The organism is Pseudomonas sp. NPDC087612 (assembly GCF_044743505.1).
GTDB lineage: Bacteria > Pseudomonadota > Gammaproteobacteria > Pseudomonadales > Pseudomonadaceae > Aquipseudomonas.
Genome location: NZ_JBIUWO010000004.1, coordinates 103,688 through 123,731, shown reverse-complemented (window position 1 = coordinate 123,731; position 20,044 = coordinate 103,688). Strand labels below are relative to the sequence as shown.

Genomic DNA, 20,044 nt, shown 5'->3' with positions numbered 1-20,044 from the left:
CCAATCCTATGCAACCACAACTGACCAAGCTGCTGAGCCTTTGCGGCCTCGCCACTGCCCTGCTGGCCATCAGCGCCGGCGCCTCGGCCGAACAGGTCCAGGCACCGGACTTCACCGCCGAGCCGTGCTGCCAACTGTGCCCGCAGGCCCACGACGCCAGCCGCTACACCACCCGCTACCAGCAGAACTTCACCACCCTGGTGCAAGCCCAGGGCGACTGGCTGTTCCGCACCCGCGAAGACCTGCGCACCGAATTCGACACCACCCCGGCCGGCTACCGGCGCCTGCAGCAGTTGCACGATGCGTTCAAGGCCAAGGGCGTGGAACTGGTGATCGTCTACCAGCCGACCCGCGGCCTGGTGAACCGCAACATGCTCAAGCCGGCCGAAAAGGCCGCGTTCAATTACGCCAAGGCGCTGCACAACTACCAGGCCATGCTCGGGCGCTTCAGCCAGATGGGCTACACCGTGCCCGACCTGTCGCCGCTGACCAACGAACAACTGGCTGCGGCCGACCAGGGCAAGGACTTCTACTTCCGTGGCGACCAGCACTGGACCCCGTACGGCGCCGAGCGCGCGGCAAAAATCGTCGCCGACAGCGTGCACAAGATGCCGGCCTTCGCCGACGTACCCAAGCGTGAGTTCGAGAGCCACAAGTCCGGGCGCATGGGTAAGACCGGCACCCTGCACAACGTCGCCGGGCAGCTGTGCGGCACCAGCTATGCGGTGCAGTACATGGACCAGTTCGTCACCGAGCCCAAGGGCGAGAGCGGCAGCGACGACCTGTTTGGCGACTCCGGCAACCCGCAGATCACCCTGGTCGGCACCAGCCACAGCGGCAAGAACTACAACTTCTCGGGCTTCCTTGAGCAGTACATCGGCGCCGACGTGCTCAACGTCGCCTTCCCCGGCGGCGGCCTGGAAGGCTCGATGATCCAGTACCTGGGTAGCGAAGACTTCCAGAACAACCCGCCGAAGATCCTCATCTGGGAATTCTCGCCGCTGTACCGCCTCGACCAGGAAACCATCTGGCGACAGATGCTCGCCCTGGTCGACAACGGCTGCGAAGGCAAGCCTGCGCAGATGAGCGCCAGCACCGCGCTCAAGCCGGGCAAGAACGAGCTGATGGTCAACGGCCGTAACGGCGTGATCAAGGACCTGACCAATGGCCGCCACCAACTGGATATCCAGTTCGAAGACAAGTCAGTCAAGACCCTGCAAGCCACCCTCTGGTACATGAACGGCCGCCACGAAGACCTGAAGATCGAGAAGCCGGAAACCGCCGACACCGATGGCCGCTTTGCCTTCGAGCTGCGCGAGGATGAGGACTGGGCCGCCCAGACCCTGCTCGCCGTCGAAGTCCAGGGACCGCAAAGCGGCAGCCAGAAAGTCGAAGCCACGCTGTGCAAACGAAAGTGAGGCGCCTATGAAAAATTTCAGCACATCCCCTGCAGCAGCACTCGCACTGGCGCTGGCCCTGTTCGGCCCGGCCGCGCACGCCGCCGGGCTGGTCCCTCCCCAGGGCTATTACGCCGGGATCGAAAAGCTCAAGACCGGCGACAGTGACTTCAAATGTGCAGCCATCCCCACGCCCTACACCGACAAGCTGCAGTTTCGCAGCAAGTACGAAGGCTCGGACAAGGCCCGCGCAACCCTGAACAAAACCTCGGAAAAGGCCTTCCGCGACTCCACCGCGAGCATCACCACCCTCGAGCGCGGGGTCAGCAAACAGGTCATGCAGTACATGCGCGATGGCCGCCCGCAGCAGCTCGATTGCACCCTGGAGTGGCTGAGCAGTTGGGCCAGCGCCAATGCGCTGATGTCCACCGACTACAACCACACCGGCAAGTCGATGCGCAAATGGGCGCTGGGCAGCCTCAGCTCGGCCTGGCTGCGCCTGAAGTTCTCCAACTCCCAGCCGCTGGCGGCGCACCAACAACAGGCCGAACTGATCGAGAAATGGTTCGGGCGCCTGGCCGACCAGGTGGTCAAGGACTGGAGCGACCTGCCGCTGGAGAAGATCAACAACCACTCCTACTGGGCGGCCTGGTCGGTGATGGCCACCGCCGTCGCCACCGACCGCCGCGACCTGTTCGACTGGTCGATCAAGGAATACCGCGTGGCCGCCAACCAGGTCGACGCCCAGGGCTTCTTGCCCAACGAGCTCAAGCGCAAGCAGCGCGCCCTGGCCTACCACAACTATGCCCTGCCGCCGCTGGCGATGATCGCAAGCTTCGCCCAGGCCAACGGTGTCGATGTGCGCCCGGAAAACAACGGCGCACTCAAGCGCCTGGGTGAGCGGGTGCTGTCGGGCTCGAAAGACCCGAGCCCGTTCAAGGCAAAGAACGGCGAGAAGCAGGACATGGACGACCTCAAGATCGACAGCAAATACGCCTGGCTCGAACCCTGGTGCAGCCTCTACAGCTGCAACAGCGACGTGCTCGGGCGCAAGCACGACATGCAGCCGTTCAAGAGCTTCCGCCTGGGCGGCGACCTGACCCGGGTCTATGACCCGCAGGCCGAACAGAAAAAATGAGCTAGGACCTATCGCGGGTCAAGCCCGCTCCCACAGGAGCGCGGCGAACCCGCGATGCTTTAAACACTGCCCCCCGCGTTCCGACATGGGGGGTTTGGGGGGCTGCTGCCCCGGTTGCTAACGACAAGGAGAGATCGGGATGGTGTTTTCATCCAACGTGTTTCTGTTCCTGTTCCTGCCGATCTTTCTCGGCTTGTACTACCTGAGCGGGCAACGCTATCGCAACGCCCTGTTGCTGCTGGCCAGCTACGTGTTCTATGCCTGGTGGCGGGTGGACTTCCTGGCGCTGTTTGCCGGGGTCACCCTGTGGAACTACTGGATCGGCCTGAAAGTCGGCGCCGCCGGCGTGCGCAGCAAGCCGGCCCAGCGCTGGCTGCTGCTGGGGGTTGCGGTCGACCTGGGCATCCTCGGCTACTTCAAGTACGCCAACTTCGGCGTCGACAGCATCAACGCGATCATGACCTCGTTCGGCCTTGAGCCGTTCATCCTCACCCATGTGCTGCTGCCGATCGGTATCTCGTTCTACATCTTCGAGTCGATCAGCTACATCATCGACGTGTACCGCGGCGACACCCCGGCAACCCGCAACCTGATCGATTTCGCCGCCTTCGTGGCGATCTTCCCGCACCTGATCGCCGGCCCTGTGCTGCGCTTCAAGGACCTGGCCGACCAGTTCAACCACCGCACCCACACCCTCGACAAGTTCTCCGAAGGCTGCACGCGCTTCATGCAGGGCTTCATCAAGAAGGTGTTCATCGCCGACACCCTGGCGGTGGTCGCCGACCATTGCTTCGCCCTGCAGAACCCGAGCACCGGCGACGCCTGGCTCGGCGCCCTGGCCTACACCGCGCAGCTGTACTTCGACTTCTCCGGCTACAGCGACATGGCCATCGGCCTGGGCCTGATGATGGGCTTTCGCTTCATGGAGAACTTCAAGCAGCCGTACATCAGCCAGTCGATCACCGAGTTCTGGCGGCGCTGGCATATCAGCCTGTCGACCTGGCTGCGCGACTACCTGTACATCACCCTGGGCGGCAACCGCGGCGGCACCTTCGCCACCTACCGCAACCTGTTCCTGACCATGTTGCTGGGCGGCCTGTGGCACGGCGCCAACTTCACCTACATCGTCTGGGGTGCCTGGCATGGCATGTGGCTGGCGATCGAGCGGGCCCTGGGCATCAACGCCGCGCCGCAGCGTTTCAACCTGGTGCGCTGGGCCTTCACCTTCCTGCTGGTGGTGATGGGCTGGGTGATCTTCCGCGCCGAGAACCTGCACGTCGCCGCACGCATGTACGGCGCCATGTTCAGCTTCGGTGACTGGCAACTGTCGGAGCTCAACCGCGCCAGCCTCACCGGCCTGCAAGTGGCAACCCTGGTGCTGGCCTACGTGACTCTGGCGTACTTCGGCCTGCGCGACTTCTATCGCAACGCCAGGCCCGCGCCCAAGGCCAGCCCGGTGGCCGTGCATGCCGACGGCAGCCTGAGCCTGGACTGGGGCCTGTACGCCACCCGCGCGTTGGTGCTGCTGCTGTTCGTGGCCTCGATCCTCAAGCTCTCGGCGCAAAGCTACTCGCCGTTCCTCTACTTCCAGTTCTGAGCGAGCCGACCATGACCCGACATTTACGCAAACTCTACGCCCTGCTGTTCCTCGCCCTGTTGCTGGGCCTGGGCCTGTGGTCGCTGGGCGGCCTGGGCAGCTTCCAGCGCACTGCGCAGATGAGCGCCCTCGACGGCAAACTGGCCAAGGCCGCCGAAACCCACTACGACGAGCAGTTCCCGCTCAAGCGCATCGGCACCAACCTGTGGGCGGCGCTGGACTTCAAACTGTTCAACGAAGGCCGCCCGGGCGTGGTGCTGGGCCGCGAGCACTGGCTGTTCAGTGACGAGGAGTTCAAGCCGGTGGCCAACAGCGACCAGTACGAACAAGAGAACCTGGCGCTGATCCGCGGTGTGCGCGACACCCTGCAGCAACACGGCGTGCAACTGGTGTTGGCGATTGTGCCGGCCAAGGCGCGGCTGTATCCGGAGTATGTCGGCGAACAGACCCCGGCCAGCCTGCACACCGACCTGTACAACGAGTTCCACGCCCAGGCCCGCCAGGCTGGCGTGTTCGCCCCCGACCTGCTGGCGCCGCTGCAAGAGGCCAAAGCCCGTGGCCAGGTGTTCCTGCGCACCGACACCCACTGGACGCCGATGGGCGCCGAAGTGGTTGCCCAGCACCTGGCCGCCGCCGTGGCGCGCCAGACCCTGCTCAACGGCGAGCCCCAGCAGTTCGTCACCGAACAGCGCCAGAGCGCGCCATACAAGGGCGATTTGACCAACTTCCTGCCGCTCGACCCGCTGTTCAGCAACCTGCTGCCGCCGCCGGACAACCTGCAAAAACGCAGCACCCGCCCGGCCGAGGCTGAAGGTGAAAGCGGCGATGCATTGTTCGCCGACAGTGAAATCCCGGTGGCGCTGATCGGCACCAGCTACAGCGCCAACCCCAACTGGAACTTCCTCGGAGCCCTGCAGCAAGCGCTGCGCAGCGACGTGGTCAATTACGCCGAAGACGGCCATGGCCCACTGCTGCCGATGCTCAAGTACCTGCAAACCGACGCCTTCAAGAACAGCGCGCCGCAAGTGCTGATCTGGGAGTTCCCGGAACGTTATCTGCCAATGAAAAACGACCTCAGCGCTTTCGATCCGCAGTGGATCGCGCAGCTGAAAAAAACCCGCAATGCCAATCAAGACCTGGCCCTGTCGTCCCATCGGACGGAAAACTGAAGAGGAAACGCACATGACCTTGCATACCCAAAAGCTGCGCATCGCCAAAGCCTGCGCCCTGGCCGCCGGCCTCAGCCTGCTCTCGCTGCAAGCCCTGGCCGGCGCCGACGCCGCGCTGTATGGCCCGACCGCGCCGAAAGGCTCGACCTTCGTGCGCATCTACAACGCCGGCGCCCAGCCAGTGAGCGCCAGCGTCGGCAACACCCAGATCAGCGAAGTGGCGGCCCAAGGCAGCAGTGACTTCAGCTTCATGCCCCAGGGCGATTACAGCGCCAAGGTCGGCAGCCAGAGCCTGCCGGTCAAGCTCGCCGCCGATCACTACTACACCCTGGTCAACAACGCCTCGGGCCAGCCGCAACTGGTCGAGGAGCCACCGTTCAAGAACAAGCAGAAATCCCTGGTGCGGGTCCAGAACCTCAGTAACCAGGCCCTGACCCTGAAGACCGCCGACGGCAAGACCGAAGTGGTCAAGCCGGTGGCCGCCAAGGCCCGTGGCGAGCGCGAGATCAACCCGGTCAAGGTCAGCCTGGCGCTGTATGAAGGCGATAAAAAAGTCAGCGATCTGAAGCCTGTGGCTCTGGAGCGCGGCGAAGCGGCGGTGCTGTATGTCACCGGTTCCGGCAGCAGCCTGTCGCCGGTCTGGGTCAAGCGCCCGGTATCCACCCGTTAACCACCTGCCTATTTCTATTTTTGGAGAACACCCATGATTCCAGTCATTCTGTCCGGTGGTAGCGGTTCGCGTCTGTGGCCGCTGTCGCGCAAGCAGTTTCCCAAGCAGTTCCTGGCCCTGACCGGTGAACACACTCTGTTCCAGCAAACCCTCTCGCGCCTGGTGTTCGACGGTATGGACGCGCCCATCGTGGTCTGCAACAAAGACCACAAGTTCATCGTCAGCGAGCAGCTGCAAAGCCTCAAACTTCAAACCCAGGGCATCCTCATGGAGCCCTTCGGCCGCAACACCGCGCCGGCAGTGGCACTGACCGCGATGAAGCTGGTTAACGAAGGCCGTGACGAGCTGATGCTGGTGCTCCCGGCCGATCATGTGATCGACGACCAGAAAGCCCTGCAACGGGCCCTGGCCCTGGCCACCGTGGCCGCCGAGCGCGGCGAGATGGTGCTGTTCGGGGTGCCGGCGACCAAGCCGGAAACCGGCTACGGCTACATCAAGTCGAGCCAGGACGTGCTGCTGCCCGAAGGCGTCAGCCGGGTGGCGCAGTTCGTCGAGAAGCCGGATGAAAAACGCGCCGCCGAGTTCGTCCGGGCCGGTGGCTACTTCTGGAACAGCGGCATGTTCCTGTTCCGCGCCAGCCGCTTCCTCGAAGAGCTGAAAAAGCACGACGCCGATATCTACGACACCTGTCTGCTGACCCTGGAGCGCAGCGAGGAAGACGGCGATAACCTGAGCATCGACGAAGCCACCTTCGCCTGCTGCCCGGACAACTCCATCGACTACGCGGTGATGGAAAAGACCCAGCGCGCCTGCGTGGTGCCGCTGTCGGCGGGCTGGAGCGATGTCGGCTGCTGGTCGTCGCTGTGGGATGTGCATGAAAAAGACCACAACGGCAACGTCACCAAGGGCGACGTGGTGGTCCAGGACAGCCACAACTGCATGATCCACGGCAACGGCAAGCTGGTATCGGTGATCGGCCTTGAGAACATCGTCGTGGTCGAGACCAAGGACGCCATGATGATTGCCCACAAGGACAAGGTCCAGGGCGTCAAGCAACTGGTCAACACCCTCAACGAACAGGGCCGCAGCGAAACCCAGAACCACTGCGAGGTGTACCGACCGTGGGGCTCGTACGACTCGGTGGACATGGGCGGGCGCTTCCAGGTCAAGCACATCACCGTCAAGCCCGGTGCCAGCCTGTCGCTGCAGATGCACCACCACCGCGCCGAGCACTGGATCGTGGTGTCCGGCACTGCCGAGGTGACCTGCGACGAGAACGTGTTCCTGCTCACCGAAAACCAGTCCACCTACATCCCGATCGCTTCGGTGCACCGCCTGCGCAACCCGGGCAAGATCCCCCTGGAGATCATCGAAGTGCAGTCCGGCAGCTACCTGGGCGAGGACGATATCGAGCGCTTTGAAGATATCTACGGACGCTCGACGCCGATCGAGCGCGGGATCTCGATCAAGACCATCGCGCAGTAAAACCCCAATCGCGGGGCAAGCCCGCTCCTACACATTGTGGGAGCGGGCTTGCCCCGCGATGCTTTTTGGTTAGGATGAAAGCCCCCCTGCCCACAAGGTTCGCTCCATGTTCATCGGCGCCCTGCTCATCCTCACCTGGCTGGTCCTGCTGCTGCGCTACCCGGCCAAAGCCCTGCCGATTTCGCTGGCGGCGCTGTTCGGCCTGGGCCTGGTGGCGTTGTGGGTGGTCTGGCTGGACAACCGCGAAGCCAGGCAACTGGCCCATCTGGAGCTGCGCCTGACCTACGCCCCGGAGCAATGCCCGGCCGATCGCCCGCTGCAGGTGCACATCAACAACGGCAACCCGGTGCCACTGGTGGAGCTGCGCTGGCGGGTCGCGGCCTATGCCCCGGGCGATACCGTCAACCTTGCTGAGAACACCTACGCCGCCCCGCGCTACCGCGGCCCCGGCGAGCTGCAGCCCGGCGCCAGCTGGCAGGAGTGCCTGCCGTTGCCGCCACTGCGTTCCGGCTACCGGCCACAGAGCGTCGACTACCGCGCCGAGCACCTGCAAGGCAGCTTCGCCGACTGAGCACCTGGTATTTTTGCCAGGTTACCCAAGCGGCAAAATCCTGTTGAATGACTCCGCGTACTTCACTGCCTAGCGGAGTAAGGTCATGGTCGATACATCGCCAGCGGTTCAGAACCAGTTCAAGCAACTGTTCGAACGGATCAATCATCATCAACCGCTGGCCAGGCCCGTGGTGATCCTGGTGTATTCGGACACCTGCCCGGCGTGTGCCGATGCCAAGCGCAACGTGACAACCCTGGCCGATAACGGCTATCGGGACCGGGTTGACTTCTACCAGCTGACATTCGCTGCCTTTCAAACGTTGTCCCTCGACACTCAGGTCACCCACGTGCCCACTCAACTGCTGTATGACAGGGCAAGCCAACGCCAGCTCTGGACCGGCATTTGCACCGATCGGTTGGAAAATGCATTGAAAACGCTGATTGCTGAACTATCATCCAGTACCCCCACTGCTCAAGGACAGCAGCTCATGCCCAGCGTGTTGATCACCGGATGCTCCAGCGGTATCGGTCTGGCTTTGGCCGAGACCTTCAAGAATGCCGGCTTCGAGGTCTGGGCCACGGCGCGCAAGGCCGAGGACGTAAGCCGCCTGGCCGCCAGCGGCTTTAATGCCCGCCAACTGGACGTCAATGACCAGCAGGCGCTGACGCAGCTGGCGGGTGAGCTGGAACAGCACGGCCAGGGCCTCGATGTACTGATCAACAACGCCGGCTACGGCGCCATGGGGCCGCTGCTCGATGGCGGCGCCGAGGCGATGCGTCGGCAATTCGAAACCAATGTGTTCGCCGTGGTCGGGGTCACCCGCGCATTGTTCCCGGCGCTACGCCGCAACAAAGGCCTGGTGGTGAATATCGGCAGTGTTTCCGGGGTACTGGTCACGCCGTTCGCCGGCGCCTACTGCGCCTCCAAGGCGGCCGTGCACGCCCTGAGTGAAGCCTTGCGCCTGGAAGTGGCGCCCTTTGGCATACGGGTCATGGAAGTACAGCCTGGCGCAATTGCCTCGCAGTTCGCCAGCAACGCCGGGCACGAAGCCGAACAACTGATCGGTGAACAATCGCCCTGGTGGCCGTTGCGCGAAGGCATCCGGGCCCGCTCACGCGCTTCCCAGGACAAACCGACCCCGGCGGCCGACTTCGCCCGCGATGTCCTCAAGGCCGTGCGCCAGCCAGAGCCGGCGGCGCTGGTACGCCTGGGCAATGGCAGCCGCGCCTTGCCGCTGCTGCAAAACTGGCTGCCGCGGGGCTTGCTGCAGCGCGTGCTGAAAAAACGTTTCGGCCTGGACCGCGCGCTCTAGGCGATCGAGCGCAGCACACCGCCATCGACGCGCGAAAATCAACCCTGGGCGGCGGTCTGCAACGGCTCGCTGAACGGCTGCCATCCACCGCCCAGCGACTTGTACAAGCCAACCAGGGCCTGGGACACCGCCGCCGAACTTTCGACCCACTGCTCCTGGCTGGCCAGCAAGGCGCCCTGCACGCTGAGTACATTGAGAAAGTCCACGGCGCCCTCGACATACTGCTGCTGCGCGGTCTGCAGGGCGATGCGGTTCTGGCGCACGGCCTCTTCGAGCAGGTCGCGGCGCAACTGGCTGGCGTTGTACAGGCGCAGCACATCGTCGATTTCGTGCCAGGCGCGCAGTACCACCTGCTGGTAGCGCAGAGCCGCTTCCTGCTGCTGGGCTTCGCGCAACTTGAGCACGCCGCGCAGGCGCCCGCCTTCGAAAATCGGCAAGTTCAGTTGCGGGCCGATGGCGAATCGACGCGCATCCCAGCTGCCGAAATCCGACAACTGCAGTGACTGCAGACCGACATTGCCCGACAAGCGGATGCTCGGATAAAAATCCGCCTTGGCCACCCCGATACTGGCGGTGGCGGCATGCAGCTGGGCCTCGGCCTGAAGAATGTCCGGGCGCCGCTCGGCCAGCTCCGACGGCACGCCGATGGCAAAGCGTTGCTGCGGCGTCGGCATCGCGCCTGGCTCCAGCAATTCGGCCTGCAGGCTGCGTGGCGGCTCGGCCAGCAACAGGCCGAGGGCGTTGATCAATTGTGCCTGGCGCTCTTCCAGGGTCGGCAGGCGGGCCTCGACCGAGGCGACCTGGGCACTGGCCTGGGCCACATCGAGGGCGGTGGCTACCCCGTCGCGCAGGCGCATTTGCGACAGGCGCAGGCTGTGCCGCGAAACCTCAAGGTTCTCCCGGGTGACGGCCAGGGTGCTCTGCACCGCTCGCAGCTGGATGTAGTTGCCGGCGGTCTCGGCCAGCAGCGACAACAGCACGCCACGGCGGTCGTTCTCGGCGACTTCGACCACCGCGTCGGCGGCTTCGACCTGGCGGCGTACGCGGCCCCAGAGGTCAAGCTCCCAACTGGCGGTAAAGTCGCCCTGCCAGAGGTTGAAGGCCGACTTGCCGCCGTTGCCGGACGGGTCGTTGAGGCCTTCGGCACTGTTGCGCGCCCGGCTGTATCCGCCGCCCAGATCAACCGACGGGGTTTGCTCGGAAGCGATGCTCATGCGCAGCGCGCGGCTTTGCAGCAAGCGCGCGCTGGCGATCTGCAGGTCGAGGTTGCGCTGGCTGGCGCGCTCGATCAGGGCACTGAGCTTGGGGTCGTGAAAGCTTTCCCACCAGCGCTGCTCCAGCGGTGTGGCCTGGGCCTGACTGGCGGCGGGGGTTTCCTGCAGCGCCGGCCATGCGGCCGGGGCATGGCTGTCAGGCGCGCTGAAATCCGGGCCCAGGCTGCAGCCGGCCAGCAGGCTCAGCAGCAGCGGGCAAAGGGCGAATGCAGGTTTCATCGGGCGCTGACCTCTTTACCGGTACTCAGGCTCGCGCCGGTATCGATCGTGGCCACCACCGACATGCCGACCCGCAGGCGATCCAGCAATGGCTGGTTGGCGTCGAAGACAATTTTCACCGGAATGCGCTGCACCACCTTGGTGAAGTTGCCGGTGGCGTTGTCCGGCTTGACCGCCGCGAAGGTGACACCGGTAGCCGGGGCGATGCTCTCGACCCGCCCGTGCAGGTATTCATCGGCAAAGGTGTCCACGCGGATCTGCACCGGCTGCCCGGGTTGCACGTGGGTCAGTTGGGTTTCCTGGAAGTTGCCGAGCACATAGGCGTGCTCCAGCGGCACCACCGACAGCAACCGCGCCCCCGGGTTGACGTAGGCGCCAACGCGCAGCGCGCGCTCGCCGACCATGCCGTCGATGGGTGCGACGATGCGCGTGTACGACAGGTCCAGTTGCGCCCGCTCAAGGCTTGCCTGGGCATGCTTGAAGCCCCCTTCGGCGCTGTCGACCTCGGCGCTGAGGATATCCACCTGCTTGCGCGCCGCCGCCAGCGCCGCCTGCGAGTTGGCCAGCCGCGCCCGCGCCTGATCAACCCGGCTGCGCGCCTGCTGGGCGTTCTGCACGGTACCGGCGCCCTGCTCGGCCAGGCGGCTGTGGCGGGTCAGTTCGTGATTGGCGAAGGCCAGCTCAGCCTGGTCGGCACTGACCGCGGCCTGGGCCTGGTCGATCAGCGAGGCCTGGCGCTCGAGGGTCGCCCGGGCGTTGTGGCTTTGCGCGCTGGACACCAGCAGTTGCGCCTGGGCCGCCGCCAGCGCCGCCTGGTAGTCGCGGTCGTCGATCTGCGCCAGCAACTGGCCGGCCTTGACCTGCTGGTTGTCCTCCACCAGCACCTGCTTGATAAAGCCGGCCACCTTCGGTGCGATCACCGTGTAGTCGGCAGACACGTAGGCGTCGTTGGTGCTCTGCGCGCTGTCGTGGCCCAGCAGCATCGGGCCGAACACGCCGGCAATCCCTGCCACCACCAGGGCGGCGACGATCAAGGCGGTTTTTCGGTGAGTTGTTGTCGTGGTCATGTCTTTCTCTCAAATCCGCAAACCTAGGCCACCGCGCGCGGTGGGTAGATCCGGGTAGGCACAAAAGGAATCAGTACAATCAGCGCCGCAGCCAGCAGTGCCATGCACAGGTAAAGATCGGCCGAGGTCAGCACCAGGGCTTGTTCATGGATGCGCCTGGCCAAGCCCGGGGCGCTGCTGTCGGCCAGCGGCGAATTGCCCAGGCTGTCGACCAGCGCATTGGAATGAAAATGCCGGCGCACGGTGGTCAGCGCCTCGATCAAGCCGGCCGCAACCACCGAAGCCAGGCCCTTGACCGTGTTGAACCAGGCCGAGGCAAACGGCCCGTCCTGTGGGGTCATGCCGCCGGTGGCCAGCATCAGCAAGGGGATCACCGACATCGGCTGGCCGAAGATGTGCAGCAGTTGCAGCAGGTAGAAGTTGTCGCGAATCCACACGCTGGTGAGCTGGCTGCCCAGCGCGCACGACAGCGACAACATGCCCAGCCCCGCCGCCAGCACCCAGCGGCAATCCACTGCGCGAATGTTGCACAGCGCCGCCACCAGCGGCAGCGCCAGCAACTGCGGCAAGGCCACCAGCAGCATCAGCGGGCCGGTCTGCGCCGGGCGATAACCCTGGATCTGCGCCAGGTAGCTGGAGGGGATGATGATCACTGCGGTCAGCACGATCAGCACGCCGAACAGGGTCACCAGGGCGTGGGTCAGGTTGCGCACCTTGAGCATCTGCAGCTTGAAGAATGGCAGCGGCTCGGACCACTCGTTGCACAGGAACAGCACCAGCAGCACCAGGCCGCCGCCGAGCAGCCAGCAGATCAGCGGTGAATCGAACCAGCCCATGCGATCCCCCAGGGTCAGGCCGATCACCAGGGCGCAGATGGCAGGCAGGCCGAGCAGCAGCCCGCGCCAGTCGAACTGTTTGAAACGCTCCAGGCGCAGCGGGTCCTGGGGCAGGCCCCAGGCAACACAGGCCATTGCCAGCAATGACGGCAGAATGATCTGCCAGAACGCCCACTGCCAGCCGACATATTCAGTCCACAACCCGGCCAGCGGCGTGCCCAGGTTGGGCCCGAAGGTCGCGGTCAAGGCATAGCCGGCCAGGCCGTAGACCTTGATCCCCGGCGGCAGGAAACGCAGGGCGACGCTCATCAGCATCGGCGGCAACGCCCCCGATGCCAGGCCCTGCAAGGTGCGCAGCAGCATCAGGCTGGACAGGTTGGGCGCATACGGCTGCACCAGCCCGAGCAGGGCAAACACGCCGATGGCGCACAGGGTAAAACGGCGCAGGGAAAAGGTCGCCGCCAGCCACGGCGAAAAGGCCATGGCCGAGACCGACGCCGCCGAATACACCGCGATCAGCCAGGCGCCCTCATCGGCGCCGATGAACATGCCACCACGGATATCGGCCAGCGAGGCCTTGGTGACCATCTCGTTGAGGCCGGCGCAGAGCACCGCCAGCAGTACCCCGAGCAGGCCGACCAGAATGCGCGTGCCAAAAGCTGCCGGCGCTGCCGTAGCGGCAACCGGTCGGGGCAGCACAGGTAAAGGAGTCGCGGTCAGCGAACTCATCACAGACATCTCCGGACAAACAAAAGAACCGGCGCAAGTCTATGAAGGGGCAATGCTTACGAAAACTGACATATTGGCAGTTTACTAGTGCAGCAAACGCAATCGACTGGTTCAGCGTTGCTCGCTGCAGCACGCCTTGAGGGTCTGGCGCAGCCAGCGGTGGGCCGGGTCGTTGTCAAAACGCGGGTGCCAGGCCTGCATCACCGTCACCCGCTCGAGTGGCAACGGGATGTGGAACGAGCGCAGCGGCAGGCCGAGTTTGGTCACGCTGCTGAGGATATTGGCCGGCATCGGCAGCAACAGGTCAGAGTCAGGCAAGGAGAACATCGCCGAATGAAAGCTCGGGGTGATCAGCGCCACCCGCCGCTGCACCTTGTAGTTGGCCAGCTCGACATCGATCGGGCCGTTGGCGCGGCCGCGGCGCGAGACGCTGATCTGCGGGTAGGCGGCAAAGCGCTGGGGGGTGATTTCGGCCTCGAAGATCGGGTGATCCTGGCGCGCCAGGCCGACGTAGATGGTGTTGAACAGGCTCTGCATCTTGATCTCGGGGCCCAGGTCGATGGTCGAGCTGACGATCAGGTCAGTGCCACCGTCGCGCAGCACCGCATCATCGTCACCACCGCCTTCCGGGACAAAACGCAGCACGGTGTGCGGCGCCTGCTCGTGCATCATCTGCAGCAGTTGCGCGCCATACAGGGCGATGAACAGGTCGTTGGTGCGGATGTTGAAGGCCCGGTCGAGGGTTGCCAGGTCGACTTCTTCGCGGCTGCGAAACACCAGCCCGGCCTGCTCGACCAGGGCCCGCACCTGCTCGTGCAGGGCCAGCGCCCGCGGCGTCGGCACCAGGCCACGGCCGGCGCGGACCAGGATCGGGTCGCCGATGGCCTCGCGGATTCGCCCCAGGGTCCGGCTCATGGCCGCCGGGCTGAGGTTCATGCGCCGCGCTGCGCCGACCACGCTGCCCTCATCAAGCAGGGCATCGAGAGCGACCAACAGGTTCATATCCGGGATCTGCATTGCCAGGCATCCATGACGGGTAAACAAGGGCCGATCTTAACAGCTCGGCAGCGGCCACCGGGTTGCGCGTCACGCAACTACACAGTGCATGCCAGGCTATTTATCCGCAGGCCGCCGATCCTCAACAATAGCCGGCTCGATTGCCGCCCAGAGAAGCCGCCCATGCTCAGCCCCGTATTGATTGCCATCGATGGATCGCCCGCCTCCCTGGGCCTGGTCGAGCTCGCGCAACAGTACTGTTTGCCCAACTGCCATCGCCTGCAGGTGGTGCTGGCCATCGACAGCGCCTTCGCCCTGAGCGACGGTCCGGGGGCGATCAGCCTGTACGAGCAGCAGGAATACCCGGCGGCCACCGATGAGCAGCGCCATGCCGTCCAGGCCGTGCGCCAGGCCCTGGAGAACCTGCGGGCGCTGGGCTTCGAGAGCGAAGGCAGGCTGGTGCCGGGCGAGCCGGTGGCGGCCATCGTCGCTGCCGCCCGCGCGCTTGAGTGCGAGCTGATCATCATCGGCCACCGGCATTTGAACCGCCTCGGGCGGTTGCTCGACCCGTCGATCAGCAACAAGGTGATCGATCAGGTCAGTTGCCCGGTGCTGGTGGATTCGCGCCAGGCTTGAGGCGCTTTTAGCCTTCTTTCCGAGCCGGCTTGACCACCACCGTGCAGGTGGTCCCCGCCGCCAGCAAAAAGCCTTCCGGCACTTCATCGATGTGAATCCGCACCGGCACCCGCTGGGCCAGGCGCACCCAGTTGAAGGTCGGGTTGACGTCGGCGATCAGTTCGCGGCTTTCAGGGTTGTCGCGGTCATAGATGCCGCGCGAAATGCTCTCGACGTGGCCCTTGAGCCGCTCGCCGCTCATCATCTGCAGCTCGGCCTGGTCACCCACGCGTACGTGCGGCAGTTTGGTTTCTTCGAAAAAGCCATAAACCCAGAACGAGTCCTTGTCGACCACCGCCATCTTCGCCTCGCCGGTGCGCGCGTAATCGCCGCGATGGACGTTGAGGTTGGTGACATAGCCATCGACGGTGGCGAGGATCCGGGTCCGCTTGAGGTCCAGCTCGGCCGCCGCCAGCTGCGCCTGGGCCTGCTGGTAATCGGCCAGCGCCGAGTTGGCGATGTTGCTGGCATCGTCACGGTTCTCCCGCGAGATCACCAGGTTGTCCATGTCGGCGCGGCGATGGGCGTTGACCTTGCGCATCTCCCAGGTGGCCTTGCGCGAGGCGACCAGCGCCTGGGCCTGGCGGACCGCCACCTCGTAATGCTCGGGGTCGATCTGCAGCAGCACGTCGCCCTTCTTCACCAACTGGTTGTCGCGCACCGGCACGTCGACCACATAGCCCGGCACGTCGGCGGCGACGTTGATGATATCGGCACGCACCCGCCCGTCACGGGTCCAGGGTGTGTTCATGTAATGCACCCAGAGCTGGCGACCGATCACCACGGCAGCGGCCAGCACGAGCAAGGTGGCGATCAGGCTGAAAAACTTTTTCATCAACAGGGGTCTCAACGGTAGAGAGTCAGGGCCATGGATCCGAACAGGCAGATAAACAGGCACAGGCGCAGCAGCGCCGGGTGCCAGAAAAAGCGGTAGCCGTCATGGCTGGCGATGAACCGGTCCAGCCCCCAGGCAAGCCCGGCGGCGAACAGGAACATCAAGGTCATGGTCGGCATGTAGACGCCATGGAAGGCGATTTCACGAGGCATGGGGCAGTCCTTTGGCCGGGGCCAGTTCGGCCAGCGGCGACTGAGGGTCGAGCAACGAAGTACGGATGAAGTGCAGGTAGCTCTGCACCCGGCGCAGGGCCGAGGTGTCGAAGTGGCGGGCGAACGGCTCGTCGGTGGCCTGTACGCGGCTGATGGCGTGATCCACCGCCACCAGGGCGCGCTCGTGGTTGCTGGCGCTCGGTTGCATGAACAGCCGCGCCAACGCCCGGCCCATGACCCGGATGGCCTGGCGCCAGGGCTGCGATTCGGCATAGCACGGGTGCACTGGCAAGATTGCCTGTTCCTTGCGCAGCTCGATGATCGCGTGGCCAACCTCAAGCACCACGAACATCCAGCGCAGCAGCTTGCTCTGCACCAACGGCTGGCCGACCGCCAGGCCATAGGCCTGGTGCAGCAGGTCGCGGGTGCGGCTTTCGAAGCTCGAACCCAGGCCGCGCAGGCGCCCGGTAATTGCATACAGCACCTGGGCGCGCAGGTCCTGCTCCAGGCGGCTCCACAACCAGCGGCTGTTGGGCGGCAGGATGATCGCCCCGGCAGCGGCGCAGACCAGCATGCCGATGACCATGGCGATGTAGTCGTTGATGAAGTTGTAGGGGTTGTAGATGGTCAGGTTGTCGGGCACGGAACCGGTGGCAAAAAAGATCAGCAGGCCCAGGCCATAACCGGCATAGGCCGGGCGCGAGGCGAGGAACGCACCGAACACGAACACCGGCGCCAGCACCAGGCACAGCAACGGGAAACCGTCGATCCAGGGGAACACGAAGAAGGTTTCGAAGAAGCCGACAAAGGCGCCGAACAAAGTGCCGCAGGCCATCTGGAACGACATGCGCTTGGGGTTCGGCGTCGCCGCCGAGAGGCCGACGGTGGCGGCGGCGATCAATGTCATCATCGCCCCGCTCGGCCAGGCGGTAAGAATCCAGAAACTGCCCAGCACCAGCAAAATGAACGAAGCGCGCACACCGGCGGCCAGCGAAGCCATCCAGTTGGTCTGCGCGACATAGGGCTCATCCCACTGCTCGCGGGCATGGTTGTGTTCGGTCAGCGAGGCGTGGGTCTGGGCGTAGCTGTGCATGTCGTCGACGAAGCGGTACAGCAGCTCATAGGCGGTGTGAAAATCCAGCAGGTCGGCGTCGCTCGGGCCGCTTTCGACATAGGCCGCGCGCAGCGTGCGCACGCGCTCCGGCAAGCCTTCCTTGTAGGCCGCCAGTTGCTCGGCCAGGCGCGCCGCATCGCGCTCGGTGAGGCCGCGCCCGGCATAACCGTCGAGCAGCTCGGCCAGGGCGGTGAGCCCGGGTTCGATGGCGGTGACGATCTGCAGCGGCCCACGCAAACGCAGGCGCTCAAGCAACTGGTGCAAGGCGTTGAAGCGCGTGGTGATGGCCATGAATTCGCTGTTCATCCGCCCCAGGCGACCGTTGCGCCGGCGCATGTGCGGGTCTTCGAAGGCGGTAACGCTGCGCAGGCTCTCCAGGCCCACGGCCTCGGCGATAAAACGCACGTTGCTGCTTTCGAAGCGGTCGCGCTGGCTGTCGCCACGCAGGCCCTCGGCAACGAAACCGGCGAACACGCCGAAGCGCTGGTACAGGGCGTTGCGCATCGAGGCACTGGCCGACTGCGGCAAAATCGCGGCGCTGACCAGGGTCGAGACCAGAATCCCCAGGGAGATCTCCAGCACCCGCCACACGGCGGCCATGAACGCGCCGTCGGGGTGCTGCAGGGCCGGCAAGCCGACCATCGCCGCGGTATAACCGGCGAGCACGAAACCATAGGCGCGGAAGGTGCGGTAGCGCATGGCACCGGCCGAACACAGGCCGACCCAGATCGCCAGGCTCGGCAGGAACAGCTCGGTGTTTTGCGGAAACAAGGCGATCAACGCGACCATCATCGAAGAGCCGGCCAGGGTGCCGAGCAGCCGGTAGAAGCTCTTGGCGAACACATGGCCGCTCTGCGGCTGCATGACGATGAACACGGTGATCATCGCCGTGCGCGGTTGCGGCAACTCCAGGCGCATGGCCAGCCACAGGGTCAGGAAGGCGGCGCTGAGGACCTTGAAGATGTACACCCAGGTCACTCCGTCGGTGCGCAGCCATTCAAAGAACCCGCGACGCCACTCCAGGGTGGCCAGCCAGCGAAACGGCAGGGTCAGTGCGCTCATTGGGCATGAACCGGCTTATCGAAAATCGCCAGGGTCGCCGGGGGCTTCGGCGCCTGCTGACGGTCTTCGCCGGGCACATCGCTACCCGCGCCCAGGCCGCCGCCCAGGGCCGTAACCAATTCGGCATGGGCACTCAGGCGCGCAGCCTGGACCTGCTGCTGGATCTGCTGCTGGCGGAACAACTGGGTTTGCGCGTTGAGCACATTGAGGTAATCGGTCAGGCCGCGCTGAAAAGCGATCATGGCGATGTCGTAGGTTTTTTGCGCCGAAGCCACCGACTCGGCGGCAAAGTGCTGTTGCTCGTTCATCGACTCACGGCGAATCAGCTGGTCGGAAATGCCCTTGAGCGCCTCGACCACGGTCTGGTTGTAGCGCGCCACGGCGATGTCGTAACCGGCCGAGGCAACCCCCAGCTGCGAGCGCAGGCGGCCGCCGTCGAACACCGGCAGGCTGATCGCCGGGCCGACGTTGTAGTTGAATTTGCGCCCGGTCAGAAACTCCAGCGCGCCGCCACCGGTGGCCATGAAGCCGAGACCACCGACCAGATCAACATTGGGGAAGAAGCCTGCATGGGCGACATCGATACCACGGGCCTGGGCCGCCACCTGCCAGCGGCTGGCGACCACGTCGGGGCGCTGGCCGACCAGTTCGGCGGGCAACGCCGAGGGCAGCTTCAACGCGGTACCCAGGACCAGTTGCGGACGCTGCAACTGCGCGCCCTGCCCCGGCCCTTTGCCGGCCAACGCCGCCAGTTGATTACGCGCCAGGGCGATTTCTTCATTCAGGGCATCGAGCTGGCGGTGGGTTTCCGGCAGCGGTGTCTGCGCCTGGCTGACTTCGAAATGGGTGCCGATACCGCCGGCCAGGCGCCGTTCGGCCAGGGCCAGGATCTGCTCCTGCTGCTCAAGCTCGGCCTTGACGATATCGCGCTGGGCAAAGTGCAGCGACAGCTGGATATAGACCTTGACGATGTTGTTCTGCAGCTCGAGCTGGGCCTGGCGGGCCTGGGCCACGCTCATGTGGGCCATGTCCACGGCCTGCTCGCTGGCATTGCGTTCGCGGCCCCAGAGGTCGAGGGCATAACTGAAGCCCAATGCCGCATTGTTGTCCCAGGTGTTGGAACCCGACAGTGCGCCAGGGCCATAGAACTGGTCTTCCGGCCAGTTGTGGCGCTTGAGCGTCGACTGGCCGTTGACCTGCAGTTTCTCCGCCGACTCGACCACCCCGGCCATGGCCCTGGCTTCGCGCACACGGGCGGCGGCCATGGCCATGCTGGGGCTGTCGTGTACGGCCAGGGCGATCCAGCGATCGAGTTGCGGGTCGCCGTAGGCACGCCACCATTGCTGGTCGGGCCAGTGGGCGTCGAGGGCGGCTTCACGGATGGCCGCGTCGGTGGTCAGGGTATTGGCTTGCAGCGTCTTGCTTTGCGGGGCAATGCCCCAGGTTCCGATACAGCCGCTCAAGGTCAAGCTAAAGGCACAGGCACTGAGCGCATTGAGCGCTCTGATAATGCGACGCGGCACAGCTGCGAATTCCCGACGTAGAAGGTGGATGACGCTTGGAGAGGCAATTCTAGGGGGCCGCCGCACTGGCGATAAGCGTGCATTACTGCGAATCTTTGTTACGAAAACAGCGATAATCCGGCTTTAGTCTGAAGACCGCCCCGGTTACTTCATGTCACAATTTGTCGTCTACTTTGAGAGC

The 20,044-nt window shown here is 64.8% G+C and carries 17 protein-coding genes; 9 read left to right on the top strand and 8 right to left on the bottom strand.

Annotation, left to right across the window (positions count from 1 at the left end; genetic code table 11):
* The first annotated feature begins 8 nt into the window (after window positions 1-8).
* From ACIOVF_RS09440 to ACIOVF_RS09405, 8 genes are all read left to right on the top strand, one after another.
* A complete protein-coding gene (locus tag ACIOVF_RS09440; RefSeq protein WP_213603309.1) occupies window positions 9-1,418 on the top strand; it encodes an alginate O-acetyltransferase in 1,410 nt (469 codons plus the stop codon).
* Between the two features lie 7 nt (window positions 1,419-1,425).
* Complete coding sequence (locus ACIOVF_RS09435) at window positions 1,426-2,535, top strand: mannuronate-specific alginate lyase (protein ID WP_401289028.1); 1,110 nt, start codon at window positions 1,426-1,428, stop codon at window positions 2,533-2,535.
* Window positions 2,536-2,674: 139 nt separating this feature from the next.
* Window positions 2,675-4,132: an MBOAT family protein gene (locus ACIOVF_RS09430; RefSeq protein ID WP_195884985.1), complete on the top strand. Its 1,458-nt coding sequence runs from the start codon at window positions 2,675-2,677 to the stop codon at window positions 4,130-4,132.
* An 11-nt stretch (window positions 4,133-4,143) separates the two neighbouring features.
* Window positions 4,144-5,301, top strand: a complete 1,158-nt coding sequence (locus ACIOVF_RS09425) for an alginate O-acetyltransferase (RefSeq protein WP_401289025.1) — start codon at window positions 4,144-4,146, stop codon at window positions 5,299-5,301.
* A gap of 13 nt (window positions 5,302-5,314) precedes the next feature.
* Window positions 5,315-5,971: an alginate O-acetyltransferase AlgF gene (locus tag ACIOVF_RS09420; protein WP_401289022.1), complete on the top strand. Its 657-nt coding sequence runs from the start codon at window positions 5,315-5,317 to the stop codon at window positions 5,969-5,971.
* A 33-nt stretch (window positions 5,972-6,004) separates the two neighbouring features.
* Window positions 6,005-7,456, top strand: a complete 1,452-nt coding sequence (locus ACIOVF_RS09415; RefSeq protein WP_045197221.1) for a mannose-1-phosphate guanylyltransferase/mannose-6-phosphate isomerase — start codon at window positions 6,005-6,007, stop codon at window positions 7,454-7,456.
* Between the two features lie 106 nt (window positions 7,457-7,562).
* Window positions 7,563-8,027 (top strand): hypothetical protein, encoded by a 465-nt coding sequence (locus ACIOVF_RS09410; protein WP_045197219.1) that lies wholly within the window; start codon window positions 7,563-7,565, stop codon window positions 8,025-8,027.
* A 469-nt stretch (window positions 8,028-8,496) separates the two neighbouring features.
* A complete protein-coding gene (locus ACIOVF_RS09405; RefSeq protein WP_045197880.1) occupies window positions 8,497-9,321 on the top strand; it encodes an SDR family oxidoreductase in 825 nt (274 codons plus the stop codon).
* 38 nt (window positions 9,322-9,359) lie between these two features.
* Here ACIOVF_RS09405 and ACIOVF_RS09400 read toward each other — a convergent pair whose 3' ends face one another.
* From ACIOVF_RS09400 to ACIOVF_RS09385, 4 genes are all read right to left on the bottom strand, one after another.
* Window positions 9,360-10,814 (bottom strand): efflux transporter outer membrane subunit, encoded by a 1,455-nt coding sequence (locus ACIOVF_RS09400; RefSeq protein WP_258607995.1) that lies wholly within the window; start codon window positions 10,812-10,814, stop codon window positions 9,360-9,362.
* Entirely contained in the window at window positions 10,811-11,881 is a 1,071-nt protein-coding gene (locus ACIOVF_RS09395) for an HlyD family secretion protein (protein ID WP_401289017.1), read from the bottom strand. Before ACIOVF_RS09395 ends, ACIOVF_RS09400 begins: the two co-directional genes overlap by 4 nt.
* A gap of 23 nt (window positions 11,882-11,904) precedes the next feature.
* Window positions 11,905-13,446, bottom strand: coding sequence for an MFS transporter (locus tag ACIOVF_RS09390; protein ID WP_401289014.1), 1,542 nt, complete (start codon window positions 13,444-13,446; stop codon window positions 11,905-11,907).
* 111 nt (window positions 13,447-13,557) lie between these two features.
* A complete protein-coding gene (locus tag ACIOVF_RS09385) occupies window positions 13,558-14,463 on the bottom strand; it encodes a LysR family transcriptional regulator (RefSeq protein ID WP_045197211.1) in 906 nt (301 codons plus the stop codon).
* A gap of 162 nt (window positions 14,464-14,625) precedes the next feature.
* On the opposite strand from ACIOVF_RS09385, the gene ACIOVF_RS09380 reads away from it, so the two are divergent.
* Window positions 14,626-15,078 carry a universal stress protein gene (locus ACIOVF_RS09380; RefSeq protein WP_401289011.1) on the top strand — a complete coding sequence of 151 codons (453 nt, stop codon included), beginning with the start codon at window positions 14,626-14,628 and terminating at the stop codon, window positions 15,076-15,078.
* Window positions 15,079-15,085: 7 nt separating this feature from the next.
* On the opposite strand, the gene ACIOVF_RS09375 is transcribed toward ACIOVF_RS09380, so the two are convergent.
* The 4 genes from ACIOVF_RS09375 to ACIOVF_RS09360 are packed head-to-tail and all read right to left on the bottom strand — an operon-like array spanning window position 15,086 to window position 19,863.
* Window positions 15,086-15,952 (bottom strand): HlyD family secretion protein, encoded by an 867-nt coding sequence (locus tag ACIOVF_RS09375; RefSeq protein WP_258594834.1) that lies wholly within the window; start codon window positions 15,950-15,952, stop codon window positions 15,086-15,088.
* An 11-nt stretch (window positions 15,953-15,963) separates the two neighbouring features.
* A complete protein-coding gene (locus ACIOVF_RS09370; RefSeq protein ID WP_028943216.1) occupies window positions 15,964-16,164 on the bottom strand; it encodes a DUF1656 domain-containing protein in 201 nt (66 codons plus the stop codon).
* On the bottom strand, window positions 16,154-18,340 hold the full coding sequence (locus tag ACIOVF_RS09365; RefSeq protein WP_045197206.1) for an FUSC family protein: 2,187 nt from the start codon (window positions 18,338-18,340) through the stop codon (window positions 16,154-16,156). The genes ACIOVF_RS09370 and ACIOVF_RS09365 overlap by 11 nt, the downstream gene beginning before the upstream one ends.
* Window positions 18,337-19,863: an efflux transporter outer membrane subunit gene (locus ACIOVF_RS09360; protein WP_401289006.1), complete on the bottom strand. Its 1,527-nt coding sequence runs from the start codon at window positions 19,861-19,863 to the stop codon at window positions 18,337-18,339. The genes ACIOVF_RS09365 and ACIOVF_RS09360 overlap by 4 nt, the downstream gene beginning before the upstream one ends.
* Between the last annotated feature and the right edge of the window lie 181 nt (window positions 19,864-20,044).